Source organism: Actinosynnema sp. NPDC091369 (assembly GCF_044757065.1).
In the GTDB taxonomy this organism is placed as follows: domain Bacteria; phylum Actinomycetota; class Actinomycetes; order Mycobacteriales; family Pseudonocardiaceae; genus Actinosynnema.
Window position 1 is genome coordinate 219095 of sequence record NZ_JBIVUG010000003.1, and the last position, 14067, is coordinate 233161.

17 protein-coding genes and 1 pseudogene are annotated in these 14067 nt (G+C 70.9%); 15 read left to right on the plus strand and 3 right to left on the minus strand.

The annotated features are described in order from the left end of the window. Positions 1 to 55: 55 nt before the first annotated feature. Positions 56 to 724 carry a hypothetical protein gene (locus tag ACIQMJ_RS13475; RefSeq protein WP_499761262.1) on the minus strand — a complete coding sequence of 223 codons (669 nt, stop codon included), beginning with the start codon at positions 722 to 724 and terminating at the stop codon, positions 56 to 58. Positions 725 to 789: 65 nt separating this feature from the next. On the opposite strand from ACIQMJ_RS13475, the gene ACIQMJ_RS13480 reads away from it, so the two are divergent. From ACIQMJ_RS13480 to atpD, 11 genes are all read left to right on the plus strand, one after another. After that, complete coding sequence (locus tag ACIQMJ_RS13480; protein ID WP_499761263.1) at positions 790 to 1437, plus strand: hypothetical protein; 648 nt, start codon at positions 790 to 792, stop codon at positions 1435 to 1437. A gap of 43 nt (positions 1438 to 1480) precedes the next feature. Continuing rightward, entirely contained in the window at positions 1481 to 2131 is a 651-nt protein-coding gene (locus ACIQMJ_RS13485) for an L-threonylcarbamoyladenylate synthase (protein WP_499761264.1), read from the plus strand. Positions 2132 to 2241: 110 nt separating this feature from the next. Continuing rightward, positions 2242 to 3402, plus strand: coding sequence for a glycosyltransferase family 4 protein (locus ACIQMJ_RS13490; protein WP_499761265.1), 1161 nt, complete (start codon positions 2242 to 2244; stop codon positions 3400 to 3402). A gap of 81 nt (positions 3403 to 3483) precedes the next feature. After that, entirely contained in the window at positions 3484 to 3933 is a 450-nt protein-coding gene (locus ACIQMJ_RS13495; RefSeq protein WP_499761266.1) for a Cg1360 family ATP-synthase-associated protein, read from the plus strand. Positions 3934 to 4085: 152 nt separating this feature from the next. Further along, positions 4086 to 4865, plus strand: a complete 780-nt coding sequence (gene atpB / locus ACIQMJ_RS13500) for a F0F1 ATP synthase subunit A (RefSeq protein WP_499761267.1) — start codon at positions 4086 to 4088, stop codon at positions 4863 to 4865. 76 nt (positions 4866 to 4941) lie between these two features. Continuing rightward, on the plus strand, positions 4942 to 5187 hold the full coding sequence (locus tag ACIQMJ_RS13505) for an ATP synthase subunit C-like protein (protein WP_121231937.1): 246 nt from the start codon (positions 4942 to 4944) through the stop codon (positions 5185 to 5187). A gap of 31 nt (positions 5188 to 5218) precedes the next feature. Next, positions 5219 to 5770: a F0F1 ATP synthase subunit B gene (locus ACIQMJ_RS13510; RefSeq protein ID WP_141980869.1), complete on the plus strand. Its 552-nt coding sequence runs from the start codon at positions 5219 to 5221 to the stop codon at positions 5768 to 5770. 10 nt (positions 5771 to 5780) lie between these two features. After that, positions 5781 to 6617 (plus strand): F0F1 ATP synthase subunit delta, encoded by an 837-nt coding sequence (locus ACIQMJ_RS13515; RefSeq protein ID WP_499761268.1) that lies wholly within the window; start codon positions 5781 to 5783, stop codon positions 6615 to 6617. Between the two features lie 61 nt (positions 6618 to 6678). Then, positions 6679 to 8322, plus strand: a complete 1644-nt coding sequence (atpA, locus tag ACIQMJ_RS13520; RefSeq protein WP_499761269.1) for a F0F1 ATP synthase subunit alpha — start codon at positions 6679 to 6681, stop codon at positions 8320 to 8322. Between the two features lie 7 nt (positions 8323 to 8329). Continuing rightward, complete coding sequence (locus tag ACIQMJ_RS13525; protein ID WP_499761270.1) at positions 8330 to 9265, plus strand: F0F1 ATP synthase subunit gamma; 936 nt, start codon at positions 8330 to 8332, stop codon at positions 9263 to 9265. Further along, positions 9258 to 10694, plus strand: coding sequence for a F0F1 ATP synthase subunit beta (atpD, locus tag ACIQMJ_RS13530; RefSeq protein WP_499761271.1), 1437 nt, complete (start codon positions 9258 to 9260; stop codon positions 10692 to 10694). Before ACIQMJ_RS13525 ends, atpD begins: the two co-directional genes overlap by 8 nt. 56 nt (positions 10695 to 10750) lie before the next feature. On the opposite strand, the gene ACIQMJ_RS13535 is transcribed toward atpD, so the two are convergent. Continuing rightward, positions 10751 to 11497, minus strand: coding sequence for an IclR family transcriptional regulator (locus ACIQMJ_RS13535; protein WP_499761272.1), 747 nt, complete (start codon positions 11495 to 11497; stop codon positions 10751 to 10753). Between the two features lie 129 nt (positions 11498 to 11626). Between ACIQMJ_RS13535 and ACIQMJ_RS13540 the strand changes: the two are divergent. The 3 genes and pseudogenes from ACIQMJ_RS13540 to ACIQMJ_RS13550 all read left to right on the plus strand — a co-directional run. Further along, positions 11627 to 12178: pseudogene (locus ACIQMJ_RS13540) on the plus strand (MFS transporter); the annotation flags it as partial. Positions 12179 to 12364: 186 nt separating this feature from the next. Further along, positions 12365 to 12730 carry a F0F1 ATP synthase subunit epsilon gene (locus tag ACIQMJ_RS13545; protein WP_499761273.1) on the plus strand — a complete coding sequence of 122 codons (366 nt, stop codon included), beginning with the start codon at positions 12365 to 12367 and terminating at the stop codon, positions 12728 to 12730. Positions 12731 to 12752: 22 nt separating this feature from the next. Next, positions 12753 to 13184, plus strand: coding sequence for a DUF2550 domain-containing protein (locus ACIQMJ_RS13550; protein ID WP_499761274.1), 432 nt, complete (start codon positions 12753 to 12755; stop codon positions 13182 to 13184). Here the strand turns inward: ACIQMJ_RS13550 and ACIQMJ_RS13555 are convergent. Further along, entirely contained in the window at positions 13181 to 13825 is a 645-nt protein-coding gene (locus ACIQMJ_RS13555) for a PKD domain-containing protein (RefSeq protein WP_499761275.1), read from the minus strand. The two genes, ACIQMJ_RS13550 and ACIQMJ_RS13555, sit on opposite strands and share 4 nt — an antisense overlap. On the opposite strand from ACIQMJ_RS13555, the gene ACIQMJ_RS13560 reads away from it, so the two are divergent. Next, positions 13772 to 14008, plus strand: a complete 237-nt coding sequence (locus ACIQMJ_RS13560) for a hypothetical protein (protein WP_499761839.1) — start codon at positions 13772 to 13774, stop codon at positions 14006 to 14008. The two genes, ACIQMJ_RS13555 and ACIQMJ_RS13560, sit on opposite strands and share 54 nt — an antisense overlap. Positions 14009 to 14067 lie beyond the last annotated feature (59 nt).

Consider the following 14067-nt stretch of genomic DNA (forward strand, 5'->3'; position numbering starts at 1 on the left):
GCGCCTCGCGCTCCGACTCGTCGGAATCAGCTCTTCCCGGGCCCGGACAACGGGGTCACGGGCGCGCGTGGGTGATCAGCGCGGCCAATCGCGCACGCGTTTGCGGCCATTCCCCGGCCGGGCCCGACGCGTACACCACGTATTCGATCCCACCCGTTTCCCAGTAGGCCACGGCCGCCCGTTCGGTCACCCCGTCCGCCACCTGCTCGAAATCCCACCGCACCGCCGGGAAATCGCGGATCCGGTCACCGGCCAGCGCCAGCCTGGTGTGGCCGGGCTGCCGTTCCCGGTCGACCGCGGCGGCCGTGATCCGGTCCAGCAGCGACACCGACGCGTCGGTGACGGGCGCTCCGCCGAGGCGCACCTCGCGGCTCGGGTTCGTCGGGTCGGTCGCCACGAGCGTGGTCGCCACCGTGCCCGTCGTGACCGCCCACCCGGCCGGGATGGCCGTCGTGAGGCCGCCCGGGGCCTCCACGCGTCGCAGGTCCGGGGGCAGCGCGGCGGTCGTCGTGGGTGCCGGTCGAGCCGGCGGGGCGGACGGCGGGGCGGACGGAAGGGCGGTGGTGGTCGTGGTGATCACCGGCAGCGTGCCGGCCGCCGCCGCGGTCGGCGCGGGGGCCGGCGCGTCCAGCGCGAGGTACCCCGCGGCACCGGCCACGACCACGTACACCGCCGCGCAGCACAGCGCCAGCGGAACGGCGCCGATCGGGTTCCTGGCACTCACCGGACGCCTCGCCATCGGGATAATCTGGAGGTCAACGCTCCGCCGAGTAAATCGGAGTACCCGCGATGGCTGTCAATGGCCCGAACGAGTGGAGCGAGCTGCGGGAATGGCTGCTGGCCCGCATCGTGCACGTCGACCTCACCGAATTCGCGGACACCGACCGGGTCCGCCTGGCCCGGGCGTTGACCGCGGTGATGTCGGCGCTGGACGGGGGCCACGACGACGAGGCGCACCGGGCCGCCGCCGTGGTGCGCGGCGAACTGGAGCGCGGCGGCGCTCCCCGCGCGGACGACGTCCTGCGCACGCACCTGGCCATCGCGCTCGCGGCCCGCACGGCGGAGGTGCGGGGCGTCACCGGGACCGGCGCGCTCGTCGTCGCCGACGCCCGGCAGTGGGCGGAGTGCCGCGCCCTGGCCGACGGGATCGAAGCGCTCAGCCCCCACCCGGAGCTGCTCGGGTTCGCCGCCGACCTGCGCCGACGCCTGGACCGGGCGCGGCGGTGGCGGTGGGTGGAGCCGGACGTCGGCGCGGCGGCGGTGGTCGGCCTCGCGGTGCTGGTGCTGCCGTTCGTCGGTGGCGCGATCGACGACCCGGCGGTCACGGTGGCCGGCGTGCTGGTCGGCGCCGCGCTGGTCTTCGGCTTCGTGGTCGCGCACCGCAAGCGGCAGTGGTCGGTGGACGCCGAGGCCGCGGTCGGCCGCGGTCGGGTGTGACCTCCGCCGCTGCGGGTCTCCGTGCTGTGCTTGGATCAGCAGGGTGAGCACGGTCTACGATTGCGGCGTTCCGGCTGACCGGGCGGCAGGGCTCGCCGCCGCCGCGGGTGCGGTCCGATCCGGGCGCCTGGTTGTCCTCCCCACCGACACCGTCTACGGCATCGGCTGCGACGCGTTCGACGCGTCCGCCGTGCGGGCCCTCCTCGAGGCCAAGGGCCGCGGGCCCGACATGCCCGTCCCGGTGCTGGTCGGGTCGTGGACCACGATCGACGGCCTGGTCCTGGGCGTGCCCCGGCAGGCGCGGGCGCTCATCGAGGCGTTCTGGCCCGGCGGCCTGTCCCTGGTGCTCCACCACGCGCCGTCGCTGGCGTGGGATCTCGGTCACACCCGCGGCACGGTGATGCTGCGGATGCCGCTGCACCCCGTCGCCCTGGAGCTGCTGCGCGACGTGGGCCCGATGGCGGTCTCGAGCGCCAACAAGTCCGGCTTCCCGCCCGCCGGCACCGCCCAGGAAGCCTGGGACCAGCTCGGCGAGGAGGTCGGTGTCTACCTGGACGGCGGCCCGGCCACCGACAACACCGCCTCCACCATCGTCGACCTGACCGGTCCGGACGCCGTGGTGCTGCGCGAGGGCGCGGTGCCGGTGGCCGAGGTGTCCGAGGCGCTCGGCGTCGAAGTCGAGGTCGCCCGCTAGTGGATCTTGTCGATCGGAGTAGCGTGGTGGTCCCGTCGCACGAACCACCCCGACGGGATCCAATGCAGCAAGATCCACCCGACACCCCATCGCCGAGGGGCTAGCCTGCCGTGGGCCAGTTGCCTGCCGTGTCCAACGTCCTCCCCGTCCGGGAGTACCTGCTCGTCGCGCTCACCGCCGCGGTCGTGACGTTCCTGCTCGTCGGCCTGGTGCGCGCCCTGGCGTTCCGGATCGGCGCGGTCGCCTACCCCCGGCAACGGGACGTGCACGTGCAGCCGATGCCCCGGATGGGCGGCCTCGCCATGTACGGCGGGGTGCTCGGCGGCATGCTGCTGGCGCACCAGCTGCCGGTGCTGCGCTCGGCGTTCGACTTCTCCTACGACCCGTACGCGGTGATCGTGGGCGGCGGCGTGATCGTCCTCGTGGGCGTGCTGGACGACCGGTTCGAGCTGGACTCCCTCACCAAGCTCGCGGGGCAGGTCACCTCGGCGGGCATCCTGGTGCTGTTCGGCCTGCAGTGGCTGCTGTTCTGGGTGCCGTGGGGCGACGACGGCGAGGGCACCGGCTCGCTGCTCTCGCTGGACCAGAACCAGGGCGCGATCCTGAGCGTGCTGCTGGCCGTGACCATGGTCAACGCGATGAACTTCGTGGACGGCCTGGACGGCCTCGCGGCGGGCATCGGCCTCATCGCCGCCGCCGCCACCTGCGTGTTCTCCATCGGGCTGCTGGCCAACAACGGCGGCGACGTCGGCGCGTACCCGCCCGCGCTGATCGCGGCCACGCTCGCCGGCGCGTGCCTGGGCTTCCTGCCGCACAACTTCAACCCGGCGCGGATCTTCATGGGCGACTCCGGGTCGATGCTGATCGGGCTGATGCTCGCGGCGGCCACGATCTCGGCCTCCGGCAAGATCAACTACGAGTCGGTGCGGGCCACCGACGTCCTGGGCCTGCTCTCGCCGCTGGTCGTGGTGGCCGCGGTGCTGTTCGTGCCGCTGCTGGACCTGCTGATGGCCGTGGTGCGGCGGACCCGTCGGGGCGAGAGCCCGTTCTCCGCGGACAAGATGCACCTGCACCACCGGCTGCTGGAGATCGGCCACTCCCAGCGCCGCGCCGTCCTGCTGATCTACCTGTGGGCGGGCGTGCTGGCGTTCGGCGCGGTCGCGCTCACGCTGTTCGACGTCGTGGTCGTGGTGTGGTGCCTGGCCATCGGGCTCGTTCTCGCGCTGCTGGTCTCCGCGATACCCAGACTCCGCGAAGTGCGCCGCACCTGACCCCCGATGGTGGGGTGAGCATCAAGACGTCTTTACACTCGGTCCCGATGGGTGGACAGCGCCCGACCGTTTGGGGGTGACATGAGCTCTCCGGAGAAGACCGAGTGGACGCACGAGGCCGTCGTGCGGCGACTCGCGGGTGAGATGTACCGCAGCGCCCTGTGGGCGGCACTCGGGACGGTGGTCCTGGGCGTGATCCTGTGGACCGTGCTGGCCGGTGTCCCCGGGCTGGTCGCGGCGCTGATCGGCGGCGTCATCGCGTGCCTGTCGTCGGCCGGGACGCTGCTGCTCATGCACCGCACCGCCGCGATGCCGCTCCAGGTGATCATGGTGGCGGCGTTCGCCGGGTTCCTGGGCAAGCTCATCCTGCTGTTCGCGGTGATGGTGCTGCTGCGCCAGTTCCCCGTGCTGCACACGAACGCGCTGGCCCTGACCATGGCCGCGACCATCCTGGTCGCCACGGCGATGGAGGTGCGCGCTTCCAAGCGCAGTCGCAGTCAGATCGTCATCCCGACCCCTGGAAACACCTGATCTACCGGCTGGTACGGTGCGCGCAAGACGGGACACCCAGGTAGGCGGGGTGCCTCTCGCGGGCGCTTGCGGTCCGTAAGGTACGTTAAGTCCCGATCGTGACGATTCCCCCGGCGGAGTGAACGCCGGCCGGGAGAACCGGAAGGAACACAGTGACCACGTTGGTGCTGGCCTCGGGTGGCGAGTTCGTCGCACCCGGTGTGAAGGACTTCTTCCCCCCGGCGATCTTCGGCTCGGTCGACAAGCCGATGGTGCTGCTGGTCCTGTCGGTCCTCATCATCGGGGTGTTCTTCATCCTGGCCACCCGGAACATGAAGCTCGTCCCGGGTAAGTTCCAGTTCCTCGCCGAGTCGGCCTACGACATCGGGCGCAACTCGATCGCGCGGGAGCAGATCGGCGGCAAGGACTTCAAGCCCTTCGTGCCGCTGATCCTGACCGTCTTCACGTTCGTCCTGGTGAACAACCTGTTCGGGCTCATCCCGTTCGTCCAGTTCCCCACGATGGCGCACATCGGCTTCCCGCTCGCCGTCTCGGTCTTGGTCATCTATCCCGTTTACCACTTCGTGGGGTTCAAGCGCCACGGTTTCGTCGGCTACCTGAAGCACGCCACCATGCCGCCCGGCGCGCCCTGGTTCGTGCTCATCCTGCTGATCCCGATCGAGTTCTTCCAGAAGTTCGTCCTGAACCCGCTCACGCTCGCCATCCGAGTCTTCGCGGCGATGTTCGCGGGTCACCTCCTGCTGCTGGTGTTCACCCTCGCGGGTGAGTTCCTGCTGCTCAACGGCGGCATCACGGTCGTGGTGGCCCCGATCGCCTTCCTCTTCGCCATCGCGCTGACGTTCCTGGAAGCGCTGATCATGGTCCTTCAGGCATACATCTTCGCCCTGCTGAGCGCCAACTACATCGGCGCCGCGCTGGCGGAAGAGCACTGAAAAATAGTCAAGCCTCCGATCCGCGATGCCTTTCGCGGACCGAGTTGGAAAGGGAACAGCACAAGTGAGCGCATCCATCGTTCTTGCTCAGGAAGCCGCCTCCGGTGTGACCAACGCGGGTCTCGCCGCGATCGGCTACGGCCTCGCGGCCATCGGCCCGGGCATCGGCGTGGGTTTGATCTTCTCCTCGGTCATCAGCGGCACCGCCCGCCAGCCCGAGGCCCGCGGCGTCCTGCTGAGCCTCGCCTGGACGACCTTCGCCATCGTCGAGGTCCTCGCGCTGCTCGGCTTCGTCGTGTACTTCCTCGCGTCGGCAGCCTGAGCACCCGTTCATCGCATAAGAGAGGTTTGTGATGAAAACCCTCATCGTGGCGGCGGCGGAGGGGGAGCCGATCAACCCGGTCCTCCCGCACACTTCCGAGATCATCATCGGCCTGATCGCGTTCCTGCTGCTCTTGTTCGTCATCAAGAAGTTCGTCTCGCCGAAGTTCGAGGCGGTCTACGCGGAACGTGCCGCCAAGATCGAGGGCGGGATCGAGAAGGCCGAGCAGGCGCAGGCCCAGGCGCAGGCGACGCTGGAGCAGTACAAGGCGCAGCTCGCCGAGGCCCGTGCCGAGGCGGCCCGCATCCGGGACGACGCCCGCATCGAGGGCGAGCAGATCATCAGCGAGCTGCGCGCCAAGGCGCAGGAGGAGTCCGCGCGGATCGTCGCGCAGGGGCAGACCCAGCTCGAGACGCAGCGCGCGCAGATCGTCGCGGAGCTGCGTGGCGAGTTGGGCCGACTGGCCATCGACCTGGCTGACCGGGTCGTCGGCGAGTCGCTGGAGGACGAGGTGCGCCGTCGGGGCACCGTCGACCGGTTCCTCTCCGAGCTCGACGGCACGTCGGCTCCGGCCGCCAAGTGAGGGAACGCCGATGACGCTGCACGCCGCTAGCCGTGACGCACTGGCCGCCGCCGAACTGCGGCTGCTGGAGGTCGTCGACGGTACGACCGGCCCCACCGCCAGCGAGTCCCTGGGCAAGCTGGGCGGAGAGCTGTTCGCGGTCGTCAGCCTGCTGTCGGCGCAGCCCGCGCTGCGCCGGGCGCTGGCCGACAACTCCTCGGACCCCGCGTCCCGGGAACAGCTGCTGCACGGCCTGCTCGACGGCAAGGTCGGCGACGTGACGGTGCAGGTGCTGGCCACGGTCGTCACCGCGCGCTGGTCGAGCCCGCGCGAGCTGGTCGACGGCATCGAGTCGCTGGCCCGCACCACGCTGCTGGTGCGGGCGGAGCGGGACGGCAAGCTCGACTCCGTCGAGGACGAGCTGTTCCGGCTCGGCCGCATCATCGCGGGCAACCACGAGCTCGAGCTGGCGCTGTCCGACCCGGCGGCCGAGCCCGCGGGCAAGGTCGCGCTGGTCGACAGCCTCGTGGCGGGCAAGGTCGAGGAGACCACCAAGACCCTGGTGGACCAGCTCGTCCGCGAGCCCCGGGGCCAGGGCGTCGTCAACGGTCTGGGCGAACTCGCGTCGCTCGCGGCCAAGCGCCGGGAACGTTCCGTCGCCTACGTCCGTTCGGCCGTCGAGCTGGACGCGGCGCAGCAGGAGCGCCTCGAAGCCACGCTGACCCGGATCTACTCCCGGCCGATCGCGCTGCACGTGGAGGTCGATCCGACGCTGCGCGGCGGCCTGCTGATCAAGATCGGCGACGAAGTCATCGACGGAAGCGTGGCGGGTCGGTTGGCGTCCCTGCGCCGCGACCTCGCCGGCTGACCGAACCGGAACCGCGGCCCACAAGCCCCTTTCCCGAAAACGAAGTGAGAGCAGGAACGACATGGCGGAGCTGACGATCTCGTCGGACGAGATCCGCAGTGCGATCGAGAAGTACGTCTCGACCTACTCCCCGGAAGTCAGCCGGGAAGAGGTCGGCGTCGTCGCGGAGACCTACGACGGCATCGCCATCGTCGAGGGTCTGCCCGGCACCATGACCAACGAGCTGCTGGAGTTCCCCGGCGGCGTGCTCGGCGTGGCCCTGAACCTGGAAGTCCGCCAGATCGGCGCGGTCATCCTGGGCGACTTCGACAAGATCGAAGAAGGCCAGGAGGTCAAGCGGACCGGCCAGGTGCTCTCCGTGCCGGTCGGCGACGGCTTCCTCGGCCGCGTGGTGAACCCGCTCGGCCAGCCGATCGACGGCCTCGGCGACATCGTGGCCGACGACAACCGCGCCCTGGAGCTGCAGGCCGCGACCGTGCTGCAGCGGCAGCCGGTGAGCGAGCCCATGCAGACCGGCATCAAGGCCATCGACGCCATGACGCCGATCGGCCGCGGCCAGCGCCAGCTGATCATCGGCGACCGCAAGACCGGCAAGACCGCGGTCTGCATCGACACGATCATCAACCAGAAGAAGGCTTGGGAGTCGGGCGACCCCAAGCAGCAGGTCCGCTGCGTCTACGTCGCCATCGGCCAGAAGGGCTCCACCATCGCGGGCGTCAAGGCCGCGCTGGAGGAGGCGGGCGCGCTGGAGTACACCACCATCGTCGCCGCCCCCGCGTCCGACTCGGCCGGCTTCAAGTGGCTCGCGCCCTACACCGGCTCGGCCATCGGCCAGCACTGGATGTACCAGGGCAAGCACGTCCTGATCATCTTCGACGACCTGACCAAGCAGGCGGAGGCGTACCGCGCCATCTCGCTGCTGCTGCGCCGCCCGCCGGGCCGCGAAGCCTACCCGGGTGACGTCTTCTACTTGCACTCGCGCCTGCTGGAGCGCTGCGCGAAGCTGTCCGACGACATGGGCGGCGGCTCGATGACCGGCCTGCCGATCATCGAGACCAAGGCCAACGACGTGTCGGCGTACATCCCGACCAACGTCATCTCGATCACCGACGGCCAGTGCTTCCTCGAGTCGGACCTGTTCAACGCCGGTGTGCGCCCGGCCGTCAACGTGGGTATCTCGGTGTCCCGCGTCGGTGGCGCCGCGCAGACCAAGGCGATGAAGGACGTCGCGGGCTCGCTGCGCCTGGACCTGTCGCAGTTCCGCGAGCTGGAGGCGTTCTCCGCCTTCGCCTCGGACCTCGACGCCGCCTCGCGCGCCCAGCTGGACCGCGGCGCCCGGCTGGTCGAGCTGCTCAAGCAGGGCCAGTACTCGCCGGTGCCGGTCGAGGAGCAGGTCGTCTCGATCTTCCTCGGCACGAACGGCCACTACGACGACATCCCGGTGGGCGACGTCCGCCGCTTCGAGTCGGAGTTCCTGGACCACGTGCGGCGCAGCCACGACGTGATCCTCTCCGACATCCGCGAGTCGAAGAAGCTGTCGGACGACACGAGGAACGGCATCGTGGACGCCGTCAACGCGTTCAAGCAGCAGTTCAGCGCCTCGAACGGTGCGTCGGTCGTCGACGTGCCCGCCGACGCGATGGACGCCGACAAGGTCGGGCAGGAGTCGGTGAAGGTCAACCGGCCCGCTCCGACCGAGAAGTGACGTAGGCATGGCGGCACAGATCCGAGAGCTGCGCCAGCGGATCCGCTCGGTCAACTCGACCAAGAAGATCACCAAGGCGTACGAGCTCATCGCCACGTCCCGTCTGGCCAAGGCGCAGACGAGGGTCGCGGCGTCGCGCCCCTACGCGGACGAGATCACCTCGGTGCTCTCCGCGCTGGCGACGGCGTCGGCGAACCTCGACCACCCGCTGCTGACCGAGCGCAAGAACCCCCGCCGCGCCGCCGTCCTCGTCGTCACCAGCGACAAGGGCATGTGCGGCGGGTACAACGCCAACGTGCTGCGCGCCGCGGAGGAGCTGTTCTCCCTGCTGCGGTCCGAGGGCAAGGAGCCCGTGCTCTACGTCATCGGCCGCAAGGGCGTGGGCTACTACAAGTTCCGCCGTCGCGAGATCGCGGGCGAGTGGACCGGCTTCTCGCAGCTGCCGCACTACGTCAACGCGGTCGAGGCCGGTGACGCGCTGGTCAAGGCGTTCGTCGCGGGCAGCGACGACGGCGACAACCCGCCCGGCCCGGACGGCGTCCACGGCGTGGACGAGCTGCACGTGGTCTACACCGAGTTCAAGTCGATGCTGAGCCAGACGCCGGTCGCCAAGCGGATCGCGCCGATGGTCGTCGACTTCGACCCGGAGCCGCAGAAGCTCCAGTCGGTCTACTCGTTCGAGCCGAGTGCGGAGACGCTGCTGGGCGCGCTGCTGCCCAAGTACGTCAAGACCCGGCTCTTCTCGGCACTGCTGGACGCGGCGGCCTCGGAGTCGGCGGCGCGCCGGACCGCGATGAAGGCGGCGACGGACAACGCCACCGAGCTGGTCCGCAACCTCAGCCGCCAGGCGAACGCGGCCCGCCAGGCCCAGATCACCCAGGAGATCAGCGAGATCGTCGGTGGCGCCTCCGCGCTTACCGGGGGCGCAGGAAGTGATGAGTGACATGAGTGCTACTGCCACCACCACCCGCACCGGCCGTGTGGTCCGGGTGATCGGTGCCGTCGTCGACGTGGAGTTCCCGCGCGACGCGGTGCCGGAGCTGTTCAACGCACTGCACGTGGAGATCACCTACGAGGCGGTCGCCAAGACGCTGACCCTGGAGGTCGCCCAGCACCTGGGTGACAACCTGGTCCGCACCATCTCGATGCAGCCGACCGACGGTTTGGTCCGCGGCGCGACGGTGACCGACACCGGCAAGGCGATCAGCGTGCCCGTCGGCGACGTCGTCAAGGGCCACGTCTTCAACGCGCTGGGCGACTGCCTCGACGAGCCCGGCCTCGGCCGCGACGGCGAGCAGTGGGGCATCCACCGCAAGGCGCCGTCGTTCGACCAGCTCGAGGGCAAGACCGAGATCCTGGAAACGGGCATCAAGGTCATCGACCTGCTGACCCCGTACGTCAAGGGCGGCAAGATCGGCCTGTTCGGCGGCGCGGGCGTGGGCAAGACGGTGCTCATCCAGGAGATGATCACCCGTATCGCCCGCGAGTTCTCCGGCACGTCGGTGTTCGCCGGCGTCGGCGAGCGCACCCGTGAGGGCACCGACCTCCTCCTCGAGATGGAGGAGATGGGCGTGCTCAACGACACCGCCCTGGTGTTCGGCCAGATGGACGAGCCGCCCGGCACGCGCATGCGCGTCGCGCTGTCCGCGCTGACGATGGCGGAGTACTTCCGCGACGTTCAGGGCCAGGACGTGCTGCTGTTCATCGACAACATCTTCCGGTTCACCCAGGCGGGCTCGGAGGTGTCGACCCTGCTGGGCCGCATGCCGTCCGCCGTGGGTTACCAGCCGACGCTGGCGGACGAGATGGGTGAGCTCCAGGAGCGCATCACCTCGACGCGCGGCAAGTCGATCACCTCGCTGCAGGCCATCTACGTGCCCGCGGACGACTACACCGACCCCGCGCCGGCCACCACGTTCGCCCACCTGGACGCGACGACGGAGCTCTCCCGTCCGATCTCCCAGAAGGGCATCTACCCGGCGGTGGACCCGCTGTCCTCGTCCTCCCGGATCCTCGAGCCGTCGATCGTCGGCGAGGAGCACTACCGGGTGGCGCAGGAGGTCAAGCGGATCCTGCAGAAGTACAAGGAGCTGCAGGACATCATCGCCATCCTCGGCATGGACGAGCTGTCCGAAGAGGACAAGGTCCTCGTCGGTCGCGCCCGTCGCCTGGAGCGCTTCCTCGGCCAGAACTTCATCGTGGCCGAGAAGTTCACCGGCCAGCCGGGCTCCTTCGTGCCGATCAAGGACACGATCGAGGCGTTCGACCGCGTCTGCAAGGGCGAGTTCGACCACTACCCGGAGCAGGCGTTCTTCTCCTGCGGCGGGTTGGACGACGTCGAGGCCAACGCCAAGAAGCTCGCCGGCAAGTAAGTCGGGCCTGCTCGTCGAAGGGCCGTTCCCCTGGTGGGGGACGGCCCTTCGGGCGTTCAGGGGGACACCCAGCCGAGGGCGCGGGAGATGGCCAGGCCGCACGTGCGCACGGCGGGGACGACGGTGTCGGTGCGGGTGCCCGTGGGCACGACGACGGACACCGCGCCCACCACCTCGCCGTCCTGGTCGCGCACGGGCGCGGCGACCGAGTAGGTGATCATCTCGATCTGCCGGTCGCTGATGGCGTAGCCGTCGCGGCGCACCCGCGCCAGCGTCTCGCGCAGCTCCGGGGCCGACACGATGGTCCTGGGCGTGTACCGCTTCAGCGGCGCGGCCAGCACCGACTCCTGCACCTCGACCGGTGCGGCGGCCAGCAGCACCAGGCCGACGCCCGTGCAGTGCAACGGCATCCGGCTGCCGACGCGGGTCACCACGTTCACCGCGTCCCGCGCCGAGATCCGCTCCACGTACACGACCTCCGCGCCGTCGCGCACGGCCAGCTGCACGTTGTGCCGCGTGACCTCGTAGAGGTCCTCCAGGAACGGCACGGCCCGGTCGCGCAGGTCCAGGCTGCCCGGCGACAGCGCGCCCAGCTCCAGCAGCCTCAGCCCCACGCAGTAGCGGCCGTCCGGGGTGCGGTCCAGGGCGCGCAGCCCGACCAGGGACGCCACCAGGCGGTGCGTGGTGCTCAGCGGCAGCCCGGAGTGGCGGCTCAGCTCGGACAGCGTGACCGCCGGCCGCTCCACGGTGAACACGGACAGCAGCGAGAACGCCCGTTCCAACAGCGACTTCGGTGTCGGCACGGCGCCAGTCTTCCACTCATCGGAAAGCGGACTGCCCGGCCGGCGGTGACCCGGGACACCCTCGCGGCATGGACAAGTGGGTGCTACCGCTGGGCTGGGCGGCGGTGCTGCTCGACGGTGGCGTTCTAGTTGGCGTCGTTCATGGGGCTGCTGCTGGTCTACGGGCTGAACACGTGGCTGCCCCAGATCATGCGGGCGGCCGGGTACCCGTTGGGCGCGGCGCTGGGGCTGCTGCTCACGCTGAACGTCGGCGCGGTCGTCGGGCTGCTGGTGGCGGGCGCGGTGGCGGACCGGGTGGGGGTGCGGCCGTCGACGGTCGGCTGGTTCGCCGCGTCGGCGGTGTTCCTGGGCCTGCTGAGCGTCAAGCTGCCGACCGCCGGGGTGTACGCGGCGGTGTTCGTGGCCGGGTGCTTCATGTTCAGCGCGCAGGTGCTGGTGTACGCGTACGTGGGTCGCGCGTACGACGACGGGAACCGGGCCACCGGCCTGGGGTGGACGGCGGGCGTCGGCCGGATCGGGGCGATCTGCGGGCCGGTGCTGGGCGGCGCGCTGCTCACCGCGGGCCTGGCGCACCCGTGGGGGTTCTACGCGTTCGGCTCGGTGGCGGCATTGGGCGCGGTCGCGGTGGCGGCCGCGGGTTCGGCGTCCGGGCGCGTGGCCGCGGCGCGTGACGGCGACTGAGGGCGGTGGCAGGGTCTGGAGGGGGTCGGGGGAGGCGCGCGACGGGGGGCCCGGGCGGTGGCCCGGCGGCGGGGTCCGGCGGTGCCGGCGGAGGGGTGGGACGGCGGCTCGGGGTGGCTGGTGCGGCGGGGTGTTCCGGTCACCGTTTAGACTGCGGTGGACTCCAGTCGACTCAGGGAGATGCGCGTGGCCGAGATGACCGTCCAGTTGGTCGCCGTGGAACGCCGCCTGTGGTCCGGCACGGCCACCTCGGTGGTCGCGCAGACGCTCGAAGGCGAGATCGGCATCCTGCCCGGCCACGAGCCGGTGCTCGGGCAGCTGGTCGAGGGCGGTGTGGTCCGGATCCGCACCACGGACAACGACCTCGTCACGGCGGCCGTGCACGGCGGGTTCCTCTCCGTGACCGGTGAGGGCGTGAGCATCCTCGCCGAGGACGCGGAGCTCTCCCACGAGATCGACGTCGACCAGGCCCGCGCGGACGCGCAGAACGCCGACGACGTGCAGCGGGCACGGGCCATCGCGCGGCTTCGCGCCGCCGGACACTCGGCCTGACGCGGACGAGCGGACGAACGCCGTGGGGATCGCCGAACTGGTAGGGGTGGTCCTGTTCGGTGCGGTGGTCGTCCTCGCGTACCTCGCGTGGCGCCGCATCCGGCTGCTGCGCGCGGGCGGTGTGCACGTCGCGCTGAGGTCCAGGCTCGACGACTCCGGTCGCGGCTGGCACCTGGGCGTCGGGCACTACCGGGGTGACGAGTTCACCTGGTTCCGCGTGCTGAGCCTGCGCACCAGCCCGGACATGGTCATCTCCCGCGAGGGCTTCGAGATCGACGACCGCCGCGAGCCCACCGCGCCGGAGGCGTACGCCATGCCCACGGGCGCGGTGGTGCTCCGGTGCCGCGGCAGCAAGGGCGAGGTCGAGATCGCGATGGGCCCGGACGCGCTGACCGGCTTCCTGTCCTGGTTGGAGTCGGCGCCCCCGGGCCGTTCCATCCCCTGGGCCTCCTAGTCCGCGACGAAGGTGGACGAGGCCGCCGGCAGCACCGCGGTCGTCGCGCTGATCGCCTCGTTGTCCAGCGGCTGCGCGTCCGGCGCGCCGGCCAGGGCGGCCACCGCCCGGAAGTTCACCTTCCCCAGCACTCCGTCGTCCGGGCGGAACGTGTGGTCGAACGGGAAGCCCACCGTCGTCGCGCTCGCCGGCACGTACTGGGTGTAGCGGCCGACCTCGCTCCAGCCCGACGGCGTGCTCCGGTACAGCGCCACGGTCACGTCCTCGGCGTAGCGCGTGCTCCCGACCCGGACGGTGAGGGTCTTCGTCGTGCCGACCGCTGCTGCGGCCGGGGTGGCGAAGCGGGTGATGGCCACGTCGTGCGTGCGGACCCGCACCACCTGCGACGCGGTGCCCGTGCTGCCGTCGTCGGTGACGACGGTCAGCGTCGCGGTGTGGTCGCCGTCGGTTGCGTAGCGGTGCCGGGGCTCGCGCGCCTCGGAGGTCGTCCCGTCGCCGAAGTCCCACCGCACGGCCCACGGCCCGGCCACGTCCGGGACGACGGAGGTGTCGGCGAAGCCGACCTCGGGGGGGCGAGGACGACCGAGGTGGTCTCGGGCAGGGTCACGGCGTACCAGACCGACCTGGTGGTCTTGCCGCACCGGCTCTCCGGCTCCCCGGTCGGCGCGGACAGGTCGGCGTTCGCGGTGTGGGGCAGGGAGGTGACCTGCTCGGCCCCGGCGAACGCGTCGTTGGCGGGTGCCGGGGTGCTCGGCCACCCGGTCGCCGAGAGGACCAGCGACCCGCCCGTTCCCCACGGGTGCGCGCTGACCACGAAGTGGTAAGTCGTCCCGGCGATGACAGGACCTCGACGCGGGAGTGCACTCCGTCGTCCGCGTTGTCG

What these genes read in the sequence shown, in the direction of transcription:
- ACIQMJ_RS13510 (WP_141980869.1), top strand. Translation starts at nt 5,219, where the DNA reads ATGAAAACCCTCATCGTGGCGGCGGCGGAGGGGGAGCCGATCAACCCG.
- atpA (WP_499761269.1), top strand. Translation starts at nt 6,679, where the DNA reads ATGGCGGAGCTGACGATCTCGTCGGACGAGATCCGCAGTGCGATCGAG.
- ACIQMJ_RS13515 (WP_499761268.1), top strand. Translation starts at nt 5,781, where the DNA reads ATGACGCTGCACGCCGCTAGCCGTGACGCACTGGCCGCCGCCGAACTG.
- ACIQMJ_RS13480 (WP_499761263.1), top strand. Translation starts at nt 790, where the DNA reads ATGGCTGTCAATGGCCCGAACGAGTGGAGCGAGCTGCGGGAATGGCTG.
- ACIQMJ_RS13525 (WP_499761270.1), top strand. Translation starts at nt 8,330, where the DNA reads ATGGCGGCACAGATCCGAGAGCTGCGCCAGCGGATCCGCTCGGTCAAC.
- atpD (WP_499761271.1), top strand. Translation starts at nt 9,258, where the DNA reads ATGAGTGACATGAGTGCTACTGCCACCACCACCCGCACCGGCCGTGTG.
- ACIQMJ_RS13495 (WP_499761266.1), top strand. Translation starts at nt 3,484, where the DNA reads ATGAGCTCTCCGGAGAAGACCGAGTGGACGCACGAGGCCGTCGTGCGG.